This is a genomic window from Cronobacter malonaticus LMG 23826 (assembly GCF_001277215.2).
In the GTDB taxonomy this organism is placed as follows: Bacteria; Pseudomonadota; Gammaproteobacteria; order Enterobacterales; family Enterobacteriaceae; genus Cronobacter; species Cronobacter malonaticus.
Genome location: NZ_CP013940.1, coordinates 632,257 through 645,825 on the forward strand (window position 1 = coordinate 632,257; position 13,569 = coordinate 645,825).

The 13,569-nt window shown below is 49.3% G+C and carries 16 protein-coding genes and 1 tRNA gene; 13 read left to right on the top strand and 4 right to left on the bottom strand.

Going from position 1 to position 13,569, the window contains the following annotated elements:
- Positions 1-119 precede the first annotated feature (119 nt).
- The 4 genes from actS (at position 120) to AFK66_RS03010 (ending at position 3,030) form a co-directional block, all read left to right on the top strand.
- Positions 120-878, top strand: a complete 759-nt coding sequence (gene actS, locus AFK66_RS03000; RefSeq protein ID WP_007777915.1) for an amidase activator ActS — start codon at positions 120-122, stop codon at positions 876-878.
- 109 nt (positions 879-987) lie between these two features.
- A tRNA-Gly gene (locus tag AFK66_RS03005) sits at positions 988-1,061 on the top strand.
- A 525-nt stretch (positions 1,062-1,586) separates the two neighbouring features.
- A complete protein-coding gene (locus tag AFK66_RS20995; protein ID WP_000240517.1) occupies positions 1,587-2,201 on the top strand; it encodes a hypothetical protein in 615 nt (204 codons plus the stop codon).
- Positions 2,202-2,241: 40 nt separating this feature from the next.
- A complete protein-coding gene (locus AFK66_RS03010; protein WP_000349207.1) occupies positions 2,242-3,030 on the top strand; it encodes a hypothetical protein in 789 nt (262 codons plus the stop codon).
- Positions 3,031-3,151: 121 nt separating this feature from the next.
- Here the strand turns inward: AFK66_RS03010 and AFK66_RS03015 are convergent, their stop codons facing one another.
- The 3 genes from AFK66_RS03015 to AFK66_RS03025 all read right to left on the bottom strand — a co-directional run bounded on the left by AFK66_RS03015 (position 3,152) and on the right by AFK66_RS03025 (position 4,823).
- Positions 3,152-3,352, bottom strand: coding sequence for a hypothetical protein (locus AFK66_RS03015; RefSeq protein WP_000703563.1), 201 nt, complete (start codon positions 3,350-3,352; stop codon positions 3,152-3,154).
- 63 nt (positions 3,353-3,415) lie between these two features.
- Complete coding sequence (locus tag AFK66_RS03020; RefSeq protein ID WP_000257473.1) at positions 3,416-4,435, bottom strand: major capsid protein; 1,020 nt, start codon at positions 4,433-4,435, stop codon at positions 3,416-3,418.
- 4 nt (positions 4,436-4,439) lie between these two features.
- Positions 4,440-4,823, bottom strand: coding sequence for a hypothetical protein (locus AFK66_RS03025; protein WP_032968405.1), 384 nt, complete (start codon positions 4,821-4,823; stop codon positions 4,440-4,442).
- 1,739 nt (positions 4,824-6,562) lie between these two features.
- On the opposite strand from AFK66_RS03025, the gene AFK66_RS03030 reads away from it, so the two are divergent.
- The 7 genes from AFK66_RS03030 (at position 6,563) to AFK66_RS03050 (ending at position 11,401) form a co-directional block, all read left to right on the top strand.
- Complete coding sequence (locus AFK66_RS03030) at positions 6,563-7,006, top strand: hypothetical protein (protein WP_032983047.1); 444 nt, start codon at positions 6,563-6,565, stop codon at positions 7,004-7,006.
- Positions 7,007-7,032: 26 nt separating this feature from the next.
- Positions 7,033-7,293 (top strand): hypothetical protein, encoded by a 261-nt coding sequence (locus AFK66_RS03035; RefSeq protein ID WP_007777904.1) that lies wholly within the window; start codon positions 7,033-7,035, stop codon positions 7,291-7,293.
- Positions 7,290-7,460 (top strand): hypothetical protein, encoded by a 171-nt coding sequence (locus AFK66_RS22690; protein WP_007777902.1) that lies wholly within the window; start codon positions 7,290-7,292, stop codon positions 7,458-7,460. The genes AFK66_RS03035 and AFK66_RS22690 overlap by 4 nt, the downstream gene beginning before the upstream one ends.
- Positions 7,441-8,049: a helix-turn-helix domain-containing protein gene (locus tag AFK66_RS03040; protein ID WP_050500419.1), complete on the top strand. Its 609-nt coding sequence runs from the start codon at positions 7,441-7,443 to the stop codon at positions 8,047-8,049. The genes AFK66_RS22690 and AFK66_RS03040 overlap by 20 nt, the downstream gene beginning before the upstream one ends.
- A 275-nt stretch (positions 8,050-8,324) precedes the next feature.
- Positions 8,325-8,453 carry a hypothetical protein gene (locus tag AFK66_RS23150; protein ID WP_255238438.1) on the top strand — a complete coding sequence of 43 codons (129 nt, stop codon included), beginning with the start codon at positions 8,325-8,327 and terminating at the stop codon, positions 8,451-8,453.
- Positions 8,443-10,545 carry a hypothetical protein gene (locus tag AFK66_RS03045; protein ID WP_032983048.1) on the top strand — a complete coding sequence of 701 codons (2,103 nt, stop codon included), beginning with the start codon at positions 8,443-8,445 and terminating at the stop codon, positions 10,543-10,545. The genes AFK66_RS23150 and AFK66_RS03045 overlap by 11 nt, the downstream gene beginning before the upstream one ends.
- A 364-nt stretch (positions 10,546-10,909) precedes the next feature.
- A complete protein-coding gene (locus AFK66_RS03050) occupies positions 10,910-11,401 on the top strand; it encodes a hypothetical protein (protein ID WP_032968402.1) in 492 nt (163 codons plus the stop codon).
- Positions 11,402-12,555: 1,154 nt separating this feature from the next.
- Here AFK66_RS03050 and AFK66_RS21000 read toward each other — a convergent pair.
- Positions 12,556-12,804, bottom strand: a complete 249-nt coding sequence (locus AFK66_RS21000) for a hypothetical protein (RefSeq protein WP_071602994.1) — start codon at positions 12,802-12,804, stop codon at positions 12,556-12,558.
- A gap of 234 nt (positions 12,805-13,038) precedes the next feature.
- On the opposite strand from AFK66_RS21000, the gene AFK66_RS03055 reads away from it, so the two are divergent.
- A complete protein-coding gene (locus AFK66_RS03055; RefSeq protein WP_032968401.1) occupies positions 13,039-13,218 on the top strand; it encodes a DUF3606 domain-containing protein in 180 nt (59 codons plus the stop codon).
- A gap of 56 nt (positions 13,219-13,274) precedes the next feature.
- A complete protein-coding gene (locus tag AFK66_RS21005; RefSeq protein WP_048957349.1) occupies positions 13,275-13,553 on the top strand; it encodes a hypothetical protein in 279 nt (92 codons plus the stop codon).
- Positions 13,554-13,569 lie beyond the last annotated feature (16 nt).

Here is a 13,569-nt window from a genome sequence, read left to right on the forward strand (position 1 = left end):
GCCGCGCGCTCCTTCGGGACGTGCGGCTTTTCTTTTATGGATACGGGTTTGGGTCATTCGGGCGTAGCTGCTAAGATAAGCGCCGTTATTTCAAGGTGTCACTGAATTAAGGAGCCGTTTTGAACACGGACTGGCCGCCCGCCCGCACATTACTGAAAACGCTATGTTTACTGTTTTGCCTGTTTCTGACTGCCTGTTCCAGCAACAAAGCGGGCGTCTCAGACGCGACAAAAGGCGGCTATAGCGGCTCTGTCTATACGGTCAAACGAGGCGACACCCTCTATCGCATTTCCCGCATCACCGGGTCCAGCGTCAGCGAACTGGCGCGCCTGAATGGCCTCTCTGCGCCCTACACCATTGAAGTCGGGCAGCGGCTGCGTGTGAGCAGCGCGTCTGGTTCAGCCTCTTCACGTAAAACCGCCTCCCGCCAGACAACGGCCGCACGCAAAACCGCCTCGTTACCGAAAGTGGACGCGCCGCCGCCGGGTCAACGCTGCTGGCGCTGGCCGACCAGCGGCAAAGTGGTGATGGGATATTCAACCGCCGATGGCGGCAATAAAGGCATTGATATCGCCGGGCGCCGCGGCCAGCCGATTTACGCATCCGCAGCGGGCAGAGTGGTTTACGTCGGCAATCAGCTGCGCGGTTACGGGAATCTCATCATGATTAAACATAATGAAGATTACATCAGCGCCTACGCGCACAACGACACGATGCTGGTGAACAACGGCCAGCAGGTGAAAGCGGGGCAGAAAATCGCGACGATGGGCAGCACCGGTTCAGATTCCGTCGGACTGCACTTCCAACTGCGCTACCGCGCGACGGCGATTGACCCGCTGCGCTATCTGCCGCCGCAGGGCAAGTCACCTTCCTGTTAAAGTCATACCGCCCGCCTGTGCGCGGGCGGTTGCTTATAAATCCGTCAGTTAACGTGCCGGGGGGTTGCCAGCCATGGGTGAAGGCCTATAATGCTTAACGCACCTCATCGCGGGCGTAGTTCAATGGTAGAACGAGAGCTTCCCAAGCTCTATACGAGGGTTCGATTCCCTTCGCCCGCTCCAGTCTCCTGATAAATCAAGAAGTTACGATTTATCAGTTAGTTACGTTGCCCCGCTAAAGCAGGTACAACTTAAACTACCCATTGTTCTACGCCCGCACCTGTCGCGTGATTGGTCTGTGGTACAAGGGAGCATATCATCACGCTGGCGGTGGTTCCACGTTCTTACCGCGACAGCACAACAACGAACAAAAAGCCGCATACCTGGCACAACTCCCAAACAGATTGATCACACGCATTTAAGCCCGATGTGTGGCCCTATAAGCCACGTAAACAGGTGAATAGTGGTAATGCCCCGGTAGCTACAGATCCGGCTCTGCCAGCGCTTCGCTCACGCTCCTAACGGTACACGAGCACCCTGATAAGGTGTGATCCCTCTGACAATCTGATGCAGTCGCCTAACGGCTTCACTTGTCTCCTTACCACTAACGGGGCTTTATGGATGCTATTGTCTGTGACCTAGTTAGTTGTAAAATCATAAAAAATTTCATGTGATGTTAAGCACCTGTATGGATCAAAGGACGGCACTATGGTTAAAAATTACGAGGAAGAATCATTTAAAGTTATCAGTCGATTCATTGCATTACACTTAACCCCAGAAAGATTAATGAAGATCGGGGCTTTTGTTGTTTGTTATGGTCAGTTTGAAACAACTTTGGAGCGTGCCTTATGGACTCTGAGAGAGATTGATGTAAAAGGAGTTAGGCCCTTTACCGAAAAATTGCCATCTGATAAATGGTTCGAGTATTTGGGAAATGGTAATGATAAACTTAGCAATGAATGTAATACAGTCTTAAATCTTGCTTCTCTCGCTGCTATTGATTTGGCTGATTATAGGAATAGTTTGGTTCATGGATATTTATTACCGCTGGGTGATAAGCCTTCATTCATGAGAAATCCAAGATGGCATGGTGAACTTAGGAATAAAAGAACAGGCGATGCCTATATCGAAGAGCCACTCCTAGATCTTGCTATTATTTCTGGATGGACATTATTTAGGGTTGTTAGTCTAACAGAAAAAATTTTTGAGGATGAATCGGCAGAACCCTCAATAGTTATGTTAGAAAACGAAGTAAGAGAGGCACGAAGCTGTACAAATGAGTTACGCCATCTCAGAAGTTTAATGAATGAAGAGAAATATTAGTCAAAATCTTGAATTTCAATTATGAGATATAGGAGGTTTTATGGATGGTGTTTGTAAGTTATGTCTTGAAGCAAAAGAACTTCAGGAATCACACAGTATCCCTAGAAGTTTCTTTAACAAAGCAAAAGGAAACGGCGGTCAAGTTATCTCTATGCAAAAAGGAAGGGAACCAAGAAGAGAAAATTTAGATCCTAAAGAACCAATGCTATGTTTTGAATGCGAACAATTTCTTAGTGGTCAATACGAGTCTTATGGGATCAGATTGCTAAGAAACCCTCACAACATTAGAAAGAACTCTGATCACATTATTATTAGCAACTTCGATTACAAGCGCTTTTATCTATTTCTATTATCCATACTATGGAGAGCCTCTAATGCTATGGACCTGCATTATTCTTCGGTGGTAGGGAATCCTGATTTTGGAGAGATGATGAGGCACTGCATTAAAAATAACATTGTTAGGTTTAATAATAAGAGTCAGGTTAAAATTGATAATTTTATCAAGATTAGAGTGCTACGGATTGTTGATAGCACTGGCAATATTCCTGATCATGTCATCAAATCGGTCCTCACGAACTTTGCTTTTGGTGAGATTGAAAGTATCAATGGGATTGGATGGTATTTTATAGCTGAAGGTTTTATCTTTCACTATGTATTTTATCCTGGTGAAAATTACTATGATGCCCGCACTACAAGATTGAACTCACAGCTTACATCTGGAAGTCATCAGAAAATACAAAAAGTAGAGGTATCTAAAGATAGAATGTTGTCAGAAATGTTTAATTATATGATCGAATGTTCGAAAGGCTATCATCAACAAAGACAATAATGATTTTTGTTCTTTTGCCTCTCCATGAAAGGAATTGTTTTCCCCTTTATATAACCTTTACGCCACAGGCCCCAACCAATAAAAAAGGCTAGCCCATAAAGGCTAGCCCGTTGAATTTTTATTACTTCCCAATAATCTGCCGGAGTTTCTTTTTCTCCAACATAATTTTTAACGCTCGCTCAAAGCCGTACTGTTTTTCATAGCGGCATAGAGACACCTGATCGATCCCCAACTTACGCGCCAGGGCTGAACGGTTGATCACGTCGGCATTGGTTGAGGTGTACACCTCTCCCAAGGCTGGAATGTTAAGGCTAATCTTCACTACTCACCTCAAATGGTAAAAAGCCCCAGCAATGCCAGGGCTTAAAGTCTGTTACTTGCTGCCTTACTTCAACTTAACGTTGAGCAGGTAGGACGGACGCAGTACCAGAGGAATATGACTTGATTCCTGATGGATGGTTACCATGTTGTAACGGTCAACCATCACTTTCTGGTAGTACGGGCTGATCACGCCTTTAGCGGCAATATCCTGATTACGGGAAGCCGGGCCGCGCACCAGTTTGAACGGGTTACGATCAGCACTGGAGAACTTAGGAACGAACAGGCCGGAACCCTCTTCAATCTCGTAGCGGTCATCGTCCGCCAGAATGAAAGTAATGTTGCCAATGCTGAAGCTGTCATAGCCCGCAGTGTTAACCGGGATCAGCGCACCACGTGCCGCCTCTGCCACCTTGTTAGTGATCAGGCTGGTTACTTCAGGGTGACCCGCTAAAGCGTCATACAGATCCGGGGATGCGAAACAGAAGAATCGCTCCAGATAGGCACGGGATGCGCCGTACTCTTTCACCAGTTGGCGGCGAATCTTCGAAAGCTGGGCATACACATTAGCCCCGGCTGAGGCGTCAAGCTCAAAATCTAGCGGGGCGGTATCAAACACCACGTTGAAATCGACGTCGCCGTCATTGGTCTTTGCCGCTTTCGCTTTCTGTTGGAACAGGGCGCGGGCTAAAGTCGCTTCCACAGTCTCCAGGTGGTGATCACGCATACGCACGGATTTAGCGGCAATGACGGACGCAACCGCCTGAGCCTGATCCGGGTTAGCCGGGCTTACCAAGGATTGCCAATCTTCGGTTTTCACATCGGATTCTGTTGCGTAGTGTGGGATCTCCTGATCACGGAGGATGGTTTTATCCATCTTGATGCTGTTTACTTCGGTGCCGTAGCGGGAGACCTGCTCAAGCTCTGCAACAGCGCTTTCCACAATATCCACAACCTGAGCGCGTGGGGTAGTGGAGTTAACACCAGTGAAGATACCCAGATCAGAGATCAGGTGATTACCAGCGGGAACGGACTTGATAGCCGCTACCGTGTCGAGACGTTCAAAACTTTTGAAATCCACAGCCATGTGATTACTCTCCTTGAGATTTACGGAAATCAGAATTAACAGCCAGGCGAATCTCACCCGATGCGGCCAGCGCTTCTAATGCGGCTTTCTTGGATGCCTCATCTTTGGCTTTCAGATTGAAATCCGTGATCACTACGTGGCGATCCACAATGACCAGCGTTTTGGGCTTGCCGTCGGCGTCCATGTTGGACAGGTTAATGATCGGCTTGCCAGCGTCAGCGGCGGATGAGTCATACAGGGCAAAAGTTTTGCTGTCCAGGATGTCGCCACAATCGACGTGATCGGGGAGACCATCCGGGGCGGTTACTTCGGTGCGGTCAAAAAGTGAGCTAGCATAGCTCACGATGATGTCGCCCTGGGTCACAGGGTAACGAGGAGTAGCATTCATTGAATTTTCCTTGAGGAGTGGAGAAGCGCACAGGGGCGCAGTGATACCCGGCGTTGCACCGGAGAATCCGGGAGTTGGGGAGACTCCAGATCGGATATTAGAGATACAGGAGAGAGGCAGCGAATAGGATCAGAGGTCCATCATGGACCCCATCACCAGCCCCGATCCCACACCTCTGTGGAGGGAAAGGGTAAACCCTTTTTGTGTGGATACTTGCCGCCCCTGGCGGCGTCACGCCAATAGCGCCAACCTTTTGGCAAATACCCACAAAAAAAAGAACCCGGGAAGGTTACCGGGTGGACTTAATAAGAGGAGATTTATCGCTTGAGTTTTCCTGTGGCGACTCATCGACAAGACACCAGAGGAAAACGGCGTGAACTGAAACACGCCGGAAACCGTAAACGGTTAATCATCCACACGGTTACCACGCCGTTGGATTGTGCCCTTTCGGGGAGGCTTTTGAGATAAGGAGATCTCGCGTGATATCTTGAGAGGAACATCACACTGTGAACCCTGGCAAGTGGAGTTGTTCAAGGCTCACAGGGTGAGGAACCAGAGCGGAGGAGAAGCCGCCCGGCTCACTCGTACAGATCTTGATTGCTCGGCTAAGCACACGTTGCGACTCTGTACACAGCGTGACGCGATGAGTTGCAAAACGGCGGGTTTCCAGATCCCGAGTAGACATGCTCACTACATCACGCTATGTCTATATTTTACAATAATTTATGCAAAATTGCAACAAAATGATCAGGTATGTGTTGACTTCTACGTCGTGATGTGTATCAGATGAATTTGTGGGGGGTGATTACGGTGGGTTTGTGGGTGGTCTGACTCAGGGGGGGCTATGTGTCTTTTGGGACACACTAGACAATAATAGATATATAAGACCTCGCTCCGCTCGCCCGTCCGGGCTACGGTCTTATTAATCTTATAATTTAATCGTTCAATAATTAATCGCTCAGGCTCTTAATTATTTCTCTCTTAAATTCTAGCCTCTTAAAACCTTTCGCTACGCTCACCCGTCCGGGTCCAGGTTTTAGGCCGGGGCCTGTTTCCCACATGTGGAGTCGAGCCTGTTGGCTCATCTCCCGGTGTAAAGAAATCAGACGCCACGACAAACCGGGGAATCTTCAGAGGTGTAAAGAAATCAGACAGCAGGTGACATCTGGTGTAAAGAATCCCGACACCGTGGTGTAAAGAAATCAGACACAATAAGACTATAGATAAACCTACCCACACCAGATAAAACTAGAACCCCCAGGACCAGGGCAAGACCTTAAAGAGATTGTGAGTATTAATTGATTGTTAATTAAGCAAGACTCTTTAGGTAAGGAACATCCGTTCCTGATCTTGGGACAGGCTACGCCCAACGGGTTAGCCTCCTTTGGGCAATGCAGAACCAGAACCGCAACACGGTTTCTGTTTCTGCCTTTGGGAAACCGTGACACCTGGCAGCGGGGTGGGGTGCCCGGCGCGGAGTGATACCCACGGACGCCACAGGGCAATACCTAACGCGCTGTATGGCGTTATCTCCTCTCAGGTGACCCTACCACCACAGGGTGGCCCTCAGAACCGCTTACAGCTCGTTATACGCATGATTTGATAAATCAACCCAGCCGCAAATAATCCATTGTCAATCTATTGAAATCATGATAAAATAATCAACGTGATGCGGAGTTGTAATTGAGTACAATTTCCCAATTTAATGATAAATGTTCTGCCCGGAGATTGCAAGCCCTATGAGTAAAATCGATTACAGCGACGTTGACACCCTTATCTGGCGTGTCGATCAGCGTCTGACTTCCCGTAAATCCCTGATTGAGTTACGGAGCCGTTTTAAGAAGCTGAACAAGACCGCAGAGGTCGAGGCTATCACCGAAGCCCTGAACCGTACCGAACAGCCAGCCTATGGAATCATGCGACAGAATGAACGCCTGATCGATAAGCTGGAGGTCATGGACGCCTCGCAGGCTTTAGAGTTGAAAGCCGCCGTGAACATGTACACCGAAAAGAACCGCACCACTCATGCAAACCTTCAGGTCTCCGTTGTTCTGGCCTACCAGGGGATGTTCGAGGCTCGCGGTGTGCCGATGGACTATGACGAAACAATGTCTTTCATCCTCCTGAATGCCGCCGAACAGTTCGAGCGCCTAACGGGTGGCCTCCCGATCCTGGTCGATTAATCCAATTCCAACTTGAGGGGATCAGCATGATGCACAGCTTCACAGACTTGTCAGAGAGTCGCCTGGTTAACGCTTACGCTTCCCAGGTGGTTAACGCGATCCGGGATGACGCCAGCGCCCCCGGGCTGTATGACGACATTTACACGACGTTACAGCAGCTTCCGCCGTCCAGAATGGTGACGTTGGGTAATCCGGGCCTGAAGGCCTCAGCCTCTTGGTGGGGCGCATTTTTCGGGCTGAGTCTTTCAGCCGATGACATCGACGAACTCAAGGAGATCGCACTGTGAAAATTGACTTCCCGAAAGAACAGGCCGATCAGCTTTATGCCCTGGTAAGGGCGGGCGGTGGTGCGCCTCATACAATCGTTAAGGAGGCGTTAGCCGCCTACCTGAAAAACCATCCTCTTTTAGTCGCTTCCGCAGAAGGAAAACAGAATGCCAGCAACAGCAAGTAAGCCATTTACCGCCGTTTGTCACGAACTGGCAGACATTGAGAGAATCAACGGCAAAGTATTCACCATGAACATGGTTTACACCTATGCACTGATCGAGGGTTACCAGACCAATGGGCAAACCGCCTATTTCTCACAAGACATGCTGAAGCGTCGCCTGGGGGTTACCCGTCAAACAGTTGTAAAACTCCTGGCGGATATGGTGGCTATTGGGCTGATCAACAAGACGGCGCAGATCGGCGGCAAGACTTGCCATTACACTGTAAACCCGATCACCCCGGCTATGTTGGGCACAGGGGAAGCAGGAGCGCCACAGGAACAGCCACAACAGTCCGCTAAGGCCCCGGAAGAGGTGCAGGAACCCAACCACGCGGCGGAAGCTGTAGAAGCGCCTGAAGTGGCGGACATTGTGCCTATAACGGCAGCGGCAGGAGAACAGCCAACGGACTTAATCAGGCTGTATACATCCAAGGTGGAAACGGCGGACCAGACAGACCCGCAACCCGGGGAGACGGCTCCTATGGTGGTGCCATTCCCAAGGGGAGAGATCAAGGAGCCATCCAGGGATTGGGATTTAGACCCAGCCTTTTGATTCTGTAAAATTTAATTGCAACTCCCTACTTTCCGCATTGTGTCAAGTGCCTGCCTAACCCCGCCCGGTAACCCCATAACTCCCTGAAATTTTTATTTCACTTTCTTTTTGTGATTTAAGTCAAATCTGTCTACAGCCCGCGCCGTTGTTGGTTTTCCCCTCTGCATAAAATTATGAATGCTTACTTTCTAATCAGTTGGAGAGTGGCCGTCTGGTCGCTTTTCGTACTGGCTCACCTCTTTCACTATCTCCCCGGCATGGGGTAAGGATGCCCTATGGCACAGAACAACATTGATTTGCTTCTCCAGCAGGTGGCAATTGAGAAGGTCAAACAGGCGCAGCAAAAAGCCGCCAAGGCAGCGGCCCAGATCCGCGCCAACGGGGAGGTCAAGAATGGAAAATAAGATCATCACAAGGACAACCAACGTTGTCGATTTTGAAGTTTCGAAAGAGTCTTACAACCGGGCCAAGAAAAAGATCGAGGATGTGGGCAAGTCATGGGAGAAGGTTGATCAGAAAGTCAAATCAGCCTCCCGCCAACAGCTTGAGAATAATAAAGCTATCGTCCAGGCAAATAACCTGGAGGCAAAACGTTTAGCGTCGCAGAACCGACTGAACGCCGCCAAGGAAAAGGAGCGGGCGATCTCCGCTAAGACAGCCACGCAGCGCAAAATGGAAACGGCGGACCAGCTACGGGCTGAAAGCAAGCTACAACGGGAGTTAGGGAGACGCTTCACCGGGCAGCGTGGGCCACGTGTCCGCCAGCCGTTACCAACAGCCGCCGAGATGGTGCCCGCCGTACAGGGTCTGATCAACGCTCACAGCCCCGAATCAAAAGCCAACGCAGCGAAAGCCGCAGCGCAGGCTATGCGACAGGCCAAACGTGAAGAGGCGCGTTTAGCGAGGGAGGCGGGCAAGGCAGAAAAGCGCCGCTTAGACTACGCCCGTAGACGTTATCTGACTATCCGATCAGAGGCGTACAAAATCCAGAACATTGAGGGCCTGACTAATGCGGAGCGTACAGAAGCAATTCTGAAGATGCGCCGGGTAGCGGATCAGCAGCAGCGTGAAGCCCTGAACGCTCAAGAGACACGATTCGAGCTTCGCAAGATCACCCAAGAGCTACAGAAGCAAGCGCGGTTGCGTCGCCGTATGGCTACCCAGCGGACCCACGGCGGCAACTTTGGGGGCAGTGGTCGCCACCCCGGGCGCGGTTCCAATGGTGTGACGGCGGGTGTGGGTGTTGGCCTCGCAGGTGCAGCGGGGGCAGCGGCGGCGGGACTCCTAGCGGTAGCGGGCGCGTCAATGGCGGTAGCCTCCACACTCCGGGAATCATTTGAACGCCAGAAGCAATACAGCGGCCTCAAAGAGCAGGGAGTAAGCGCCACAGACGCAGACGCGATCCTGTTAGCAGCAAACCAGAAAGGGGCGGGAATCTCTCTTGATAAGCTACAAGATCAGTTTGTTGACTACAAAGACAAGGTAGGTGATTTGTCACTGGGGCAATGGAAAACTGACAAGAAGGGTAACCGCACATACTCCGGCGGTGGTGAGCTGGCAGATGTCGCTAACCTGGCAGAATCCAAGCAAGCTGGAGCGGGAACAGGCGTTATCAAGCGTCTACAATCTACAGACTTCAAAGGGTATCTGTCCTACCTCCGCGAACTCCAGAAGCAGTACAAGCTGACTGATTCAGAGATGACCCTATTTGGGGAATTTATTGATGATGGTTCCAAGACTCTCCGGGCCTTTGATCAAAACGGACAGATCGCCAGTGATGCCCTGAAAACTGTTAAGAACTCTTCTCTGTATCTCACAGACGCGCAGCGTGAGCAGGTGGGCAACCTCCAGAGCAGTATGATGTTATTGGGCCAGGCGTCCAGCGGGCTGGCTGATAACTTCACGTTGGGATTTGCTGAGGCGTTTAATTCTTCGGATGAATTGACCAAAGCAATGGAAAGCCTAGCCCCAGTTATGGAGGGCCTGGGCCGCGCGTCCGCAGACGTCCTAAATTCTTTTGTGCGCCTCTTTGGTTGGCTCTCCCATATCCTCCCGAGTGTAGGCGGTGACGGTACAGCGGCAGGCATTAAGGAGAATTACACGGGGTCACGTGATATGACTCCCAAGTCAGAACAGCCGGAGAAAGGATTCTGGGGAAATCTGTTAGATTTTGACTCCAAGGCTTTCCTTCCGCAGGAGTACGGCGGTAAGGCCCCAAATCTGCCAAAACCTCTACAGGTCCCGGATAACCTCCCGGCGCTAGCCCCATTCAAGGATCTGAAAGTAACCCCGGCCCCCGTGCCAACCTTCAGCCCTTCCAGCCTGACACAATCAGCCGTGAACGCTAAGGCATCACAACAGACCGTTGTTGTGAAGCAGGAGCCTCTACAGGTGAATGTGAACGTGAATGACGGCAAGGTTAAGGATCTTGTGAATGCAACTGTGGATGACCGGGAGCGCGATCACCTCAATATGATGACAGCCGGGCAGATGTAACAGCCCGGCATATACAAAGGCCCACGGCTAACCCCGGCGGGCCTTTTTTGTTGTCTGTTACAAAACAAAAAATAAAAAAGTTGACAACTGATACATATTATGAATTGCAATTTGCAAAGAAGCATGAGAAACTAGATATTCATGAGTAGTAAATAAGATTATGAAGTTCCCAACCGCTTAGAGTTGGGACCGGGGAAAGAATCCTCGCCCGTGACTACTCCTAATTCGATTAGGAGAGCCACACAATGTTTTCAGCACGTTCCCGCTTTACTAGTAACGCCACAAAGCCCAATAAGCGCCCAGTCAATGCCCGTACAGGTTACAAGCCTGTGTTGTCCTCCAAGTTTTTCCAGGAGGCAAAATAATGATCTTGTCTCGGGCAAAACTCATCGCTGAAGGTTTCACCCTGACCAAGTCTGCCCGGTTCGGCATCCGCCGGAAGGGTAACGCCGTTGGATCTATCCAATGCAAACGCCCAATTTGTAGCACCTATGCCGGGCAGTGTACGCCGATCGCTGACGTCATCTATACGTTAGCCGTGGGAGACATCCCGGAAGGTCATAAGGTCGTACTCCTTAACCCTGAAGGGCCTTTTACAGTCGATAACGTCGCTCTGTTGACCCCTGAAGAGGCCAAAGCGCGAATTAGCAGGATTCGATCCGAGGGTGCCAAAGGGAAGAGGTCCCCAAAGCCCGCCGGGTTGCCAAAAGGCATCATGGAACGTAAGCCGGGGTATTACGTGGCGTCATTCATGTGTGATGGGAAGCGACACAACAAGGCTGGAAAAGACATCTCAGAATTGACTGTGTGGCTGTTACGCGAGCGTGACGGATTATCTATCGGGGAGATCGTGTAATGATCAGTTTAGTCTCCGCTTATATTCAGGAACAGAAGCGACAAGCGCGAAAGGGCAGACGAAAGCGAAAGTAAAAGAGGAGGGGAGACCGGGACGGTCTCCCTTTTCTTTGTGTTGCAAACACCCCCATTTAAATGGCGTTAAATAGGGATTAAATACCCGGTAAATGAAGCACAGGCCCTAATAAAGGCCCGTAAAGATGGGGAGAAACGGTTGTAAAGTGTACAGGTGTCACTCCCTTAGTGGATGTATTTCATTGATTTTGTGGGAACAATTTTCTATTCATTATGCCTGTGTGTAACAAAATTCACTCTAACCCCAAAATAATTTTTTTCTCAGAAAGTCAAAACCCCGAAAATCTGCAATTGATAGCTATTCTCATCTATGGGTGATAATGATAATTACTCTCAAAAAGACCGGGCGGTAGCCACCGCCCTAAACCCAAAATGTGTTTTTGCTCAAAGGTAAAGCCTGAAGAGGCGGACGCCTCGAAAGGGTAGAAAATAGGGTTAGTGCGTGGAAGTTATCCACAGGTGAACGGCGTTACTCACAGGAGGAATGGAAATACAGGAATGTAAGCCTGAAGAGGCGGATCAGATGGGAAAAGAGTTCCCCCGGAGGGCGTTACAGGAGGTTAAGAGGTTGAAACGTTCAAAAGCGTGCAGGTCTACCTGTTGCGGGATTGTTAAAAAGGTACGTGTAACAGTCATTATGTTAAATGCACCTGTAAATCCACCCAGCATTCGCTCATTATCTGACCGCGCGATTTACAATAATCTTCTGTAAGCTCATATGCGGCCCTCTGAGACGTCGAGAGGGTTAAGCTGTGTGATTGTATAGAAGAAGGGGAGATAACGCTACAGAGAGGCGCACAGGAGTCCACCCGGGAGGGGTGCCCTGATATTTCCCGAAAATCACATAGGCCCCAGGGGGCGGGGTGTTTGGCTGCCTGGCGGATCTGCCCAAACTCCGAGATATTTGCCACCTCAACAAGGTAGGGCACACCTGGCTTTAGCTATCGTAAAAATATTGCGGTGATACTTAATAACCTGCATACAAGCGATCAGCACCATTTGATGCGCAGGTATAGGATTGGCTGGGGGAGGCTTAATTGAGGGAATAAAAAGCCGGGCGATCCCCGGCCTTTCTCTCAACTAACGTTTTTTATTCGATTGCGAAACTACTGAACCCGCTAAGGTCTTAGTAACATCGCTTGAGCGTGGGTTTTTCAATGCTGCTGATGCTTTGGCTTCCATACCTGCACCAGTCTGGTTTTTTGTCCCGGCCTGGGACAGTACCGAACCCGCTAAACTTTTCTGAATCGCCGAGGCGTTCGGATTGTTAAGGGTCTCTGCTGCCAAATGAGACACGCTTTGTGAAGATTGCTTACTATTCGCTGCCATTCAAACACCTATTCACAATATGGATGATTGGATATATTGTATTTTCAATATCAATAAACACAATATGTAGTGTTTATGATAGTAACGAAGCGGCAAAGTTAGCAAGCTCGGAAAAAAGTTTTCACTGGTTTTATGACCAGTGTCAATTGTTTGATAACTGACCGTTTACGAAGCGGCAGAGGAGTCATATAAGTAGTGTGCAGGCATAAGCCTGTATCACGAGGAATCAGTAAAATGGCTGATGACAAGACCAAAATCGGTACACCTGACAACGATTTAATAAGTATCAAACAGGATTACGAAAGACGTGATTGGGCTAAAAAGTTTGGCGTTAGTGAGGCTAAACTTATTCAAGCTGTTCAAGCCGTAGGTCATTCGGCTAAGAAAGTACAGGCATGGCTTAAAGACCATTGATATATGGGCGCCTTACGGGGCGCTTTATTTTTTTATTGTTCTTTGGGAGAAAGTTAATGGCTAATAATTTATTTATTACTTATGACCTTATAAAAACTAAAGATTACGCGGCTGTTCATGCAGCCATTAAAACGCTGGGTAACTGGGCAAAGGCGACAGAATCTAATTGGTATGTCAATAGTGTCTATTCTGTTGAAAATGCAGCGAAGATTGTCAAAGCCGCAATGGATAATGATGATAGATTAATTGTTGTGGATGCAACAAATAATAATGCTTATTGGTATAACCTTCCTGATGAAGTTGCTGCTCGTATTCGAGCTGAATGGCCACGATAATATAGGGGAGGGCACC

Excerpts from the sequence above, each read along its gene's own strand:
- AFK66_RS03020 (WP_000257473.1), bottom strand. The coding sequence starts at position 4,435 with ATGGCTGTGGATTTCAAAAGTTTTGAACGTCTCGACACGGTAGCGGCT.
- AFK66_RS03050 (WP_032968402.1), top strand. The coding sequence starts at position 10,910 with ATGATCTTGTCTCGGGCAAAACTCATCGCTGAAGGTTTCACCCTGACC.
- AFK66_RS03045 (WP_032983048.1), top strand. The coding sequence starts at position 8,443 with ATGGAAAATAAGATCATCACAAGGACAACCAACGTTGTCGATTTTGAA.
- AFK66_RS21005 (WP_048957349.1), top strand. The coding sequence starts at position 13,275 with ATGGCTAATAATTTATTTATTACTTATGACCTTATAAAAACTAAAGAT.
- AFK66_RS03040 (WP_050500419.1), top strand. The coding sequence starts at position 7,441 with ATGCCAGCAACAGCAAGTAAGCCATTTACCGCCGTTTGTCACGAACTG.
- AFK66_RS03055 (WP_032968401.1), top strand. The coding sequence starts at position 13,039 with ATGGCTGATGACAAGACCAAAATCGGTACACCTGACAACGATTTAATA.
- AFK66_RS20995 (WP_000240517.1), top strand. The coding sequence starts at position 1,587 with ATGGTTAAAAATTACGAGGAAGAATCATTTAAAGTTATCAGTCGATTC.
- AFK66_RS03030 (WP_032983047.1), top strand. The coding sequence starts at position 6,563 with ATGAGTAAAATCGATTACAGCGACGTTGACACCCTTATCTGGCGTGTC.
- AFK66_RS03010 (WP_000349207.1), top strand. The coding sequence starts at position 2,242 with ATGGATGGTGTTTGTAAGTTATGTCTTGAAGCAAAAGAACTTCAGGAA.
- AFK66_RS21000 (WP_071602994.1), bottom strand. The coding sequence starts at position 12,804 with ATGGCAGCGAATAGTAAGCAATCTTCACAAAGCGTGTCTCATTTGGCA.
- AFK66_RS03035 (WP_007777904.1), top strand. The coding sequence starts at position 7,033 with ATGATGCACAGCTTCACAGACTTGTCAGAGAGTCGCCTGGTTAACGCT.
- AFK66_RS03025 (WP_032968405.1), bottom strand. The coding sequence starts at position 4,823 with ATGAATGCTACTCCTCGTTACCCTGTGACCCAGGGCGACATCATCGTG.
- AFK66_RS23150 (WP_255238438.1), top strand. The coding sequence starts at position 8,325 with ATGGCACAGAACAACATTGATTTGCTTCTCCAGCAGGTGGCAATTGAG.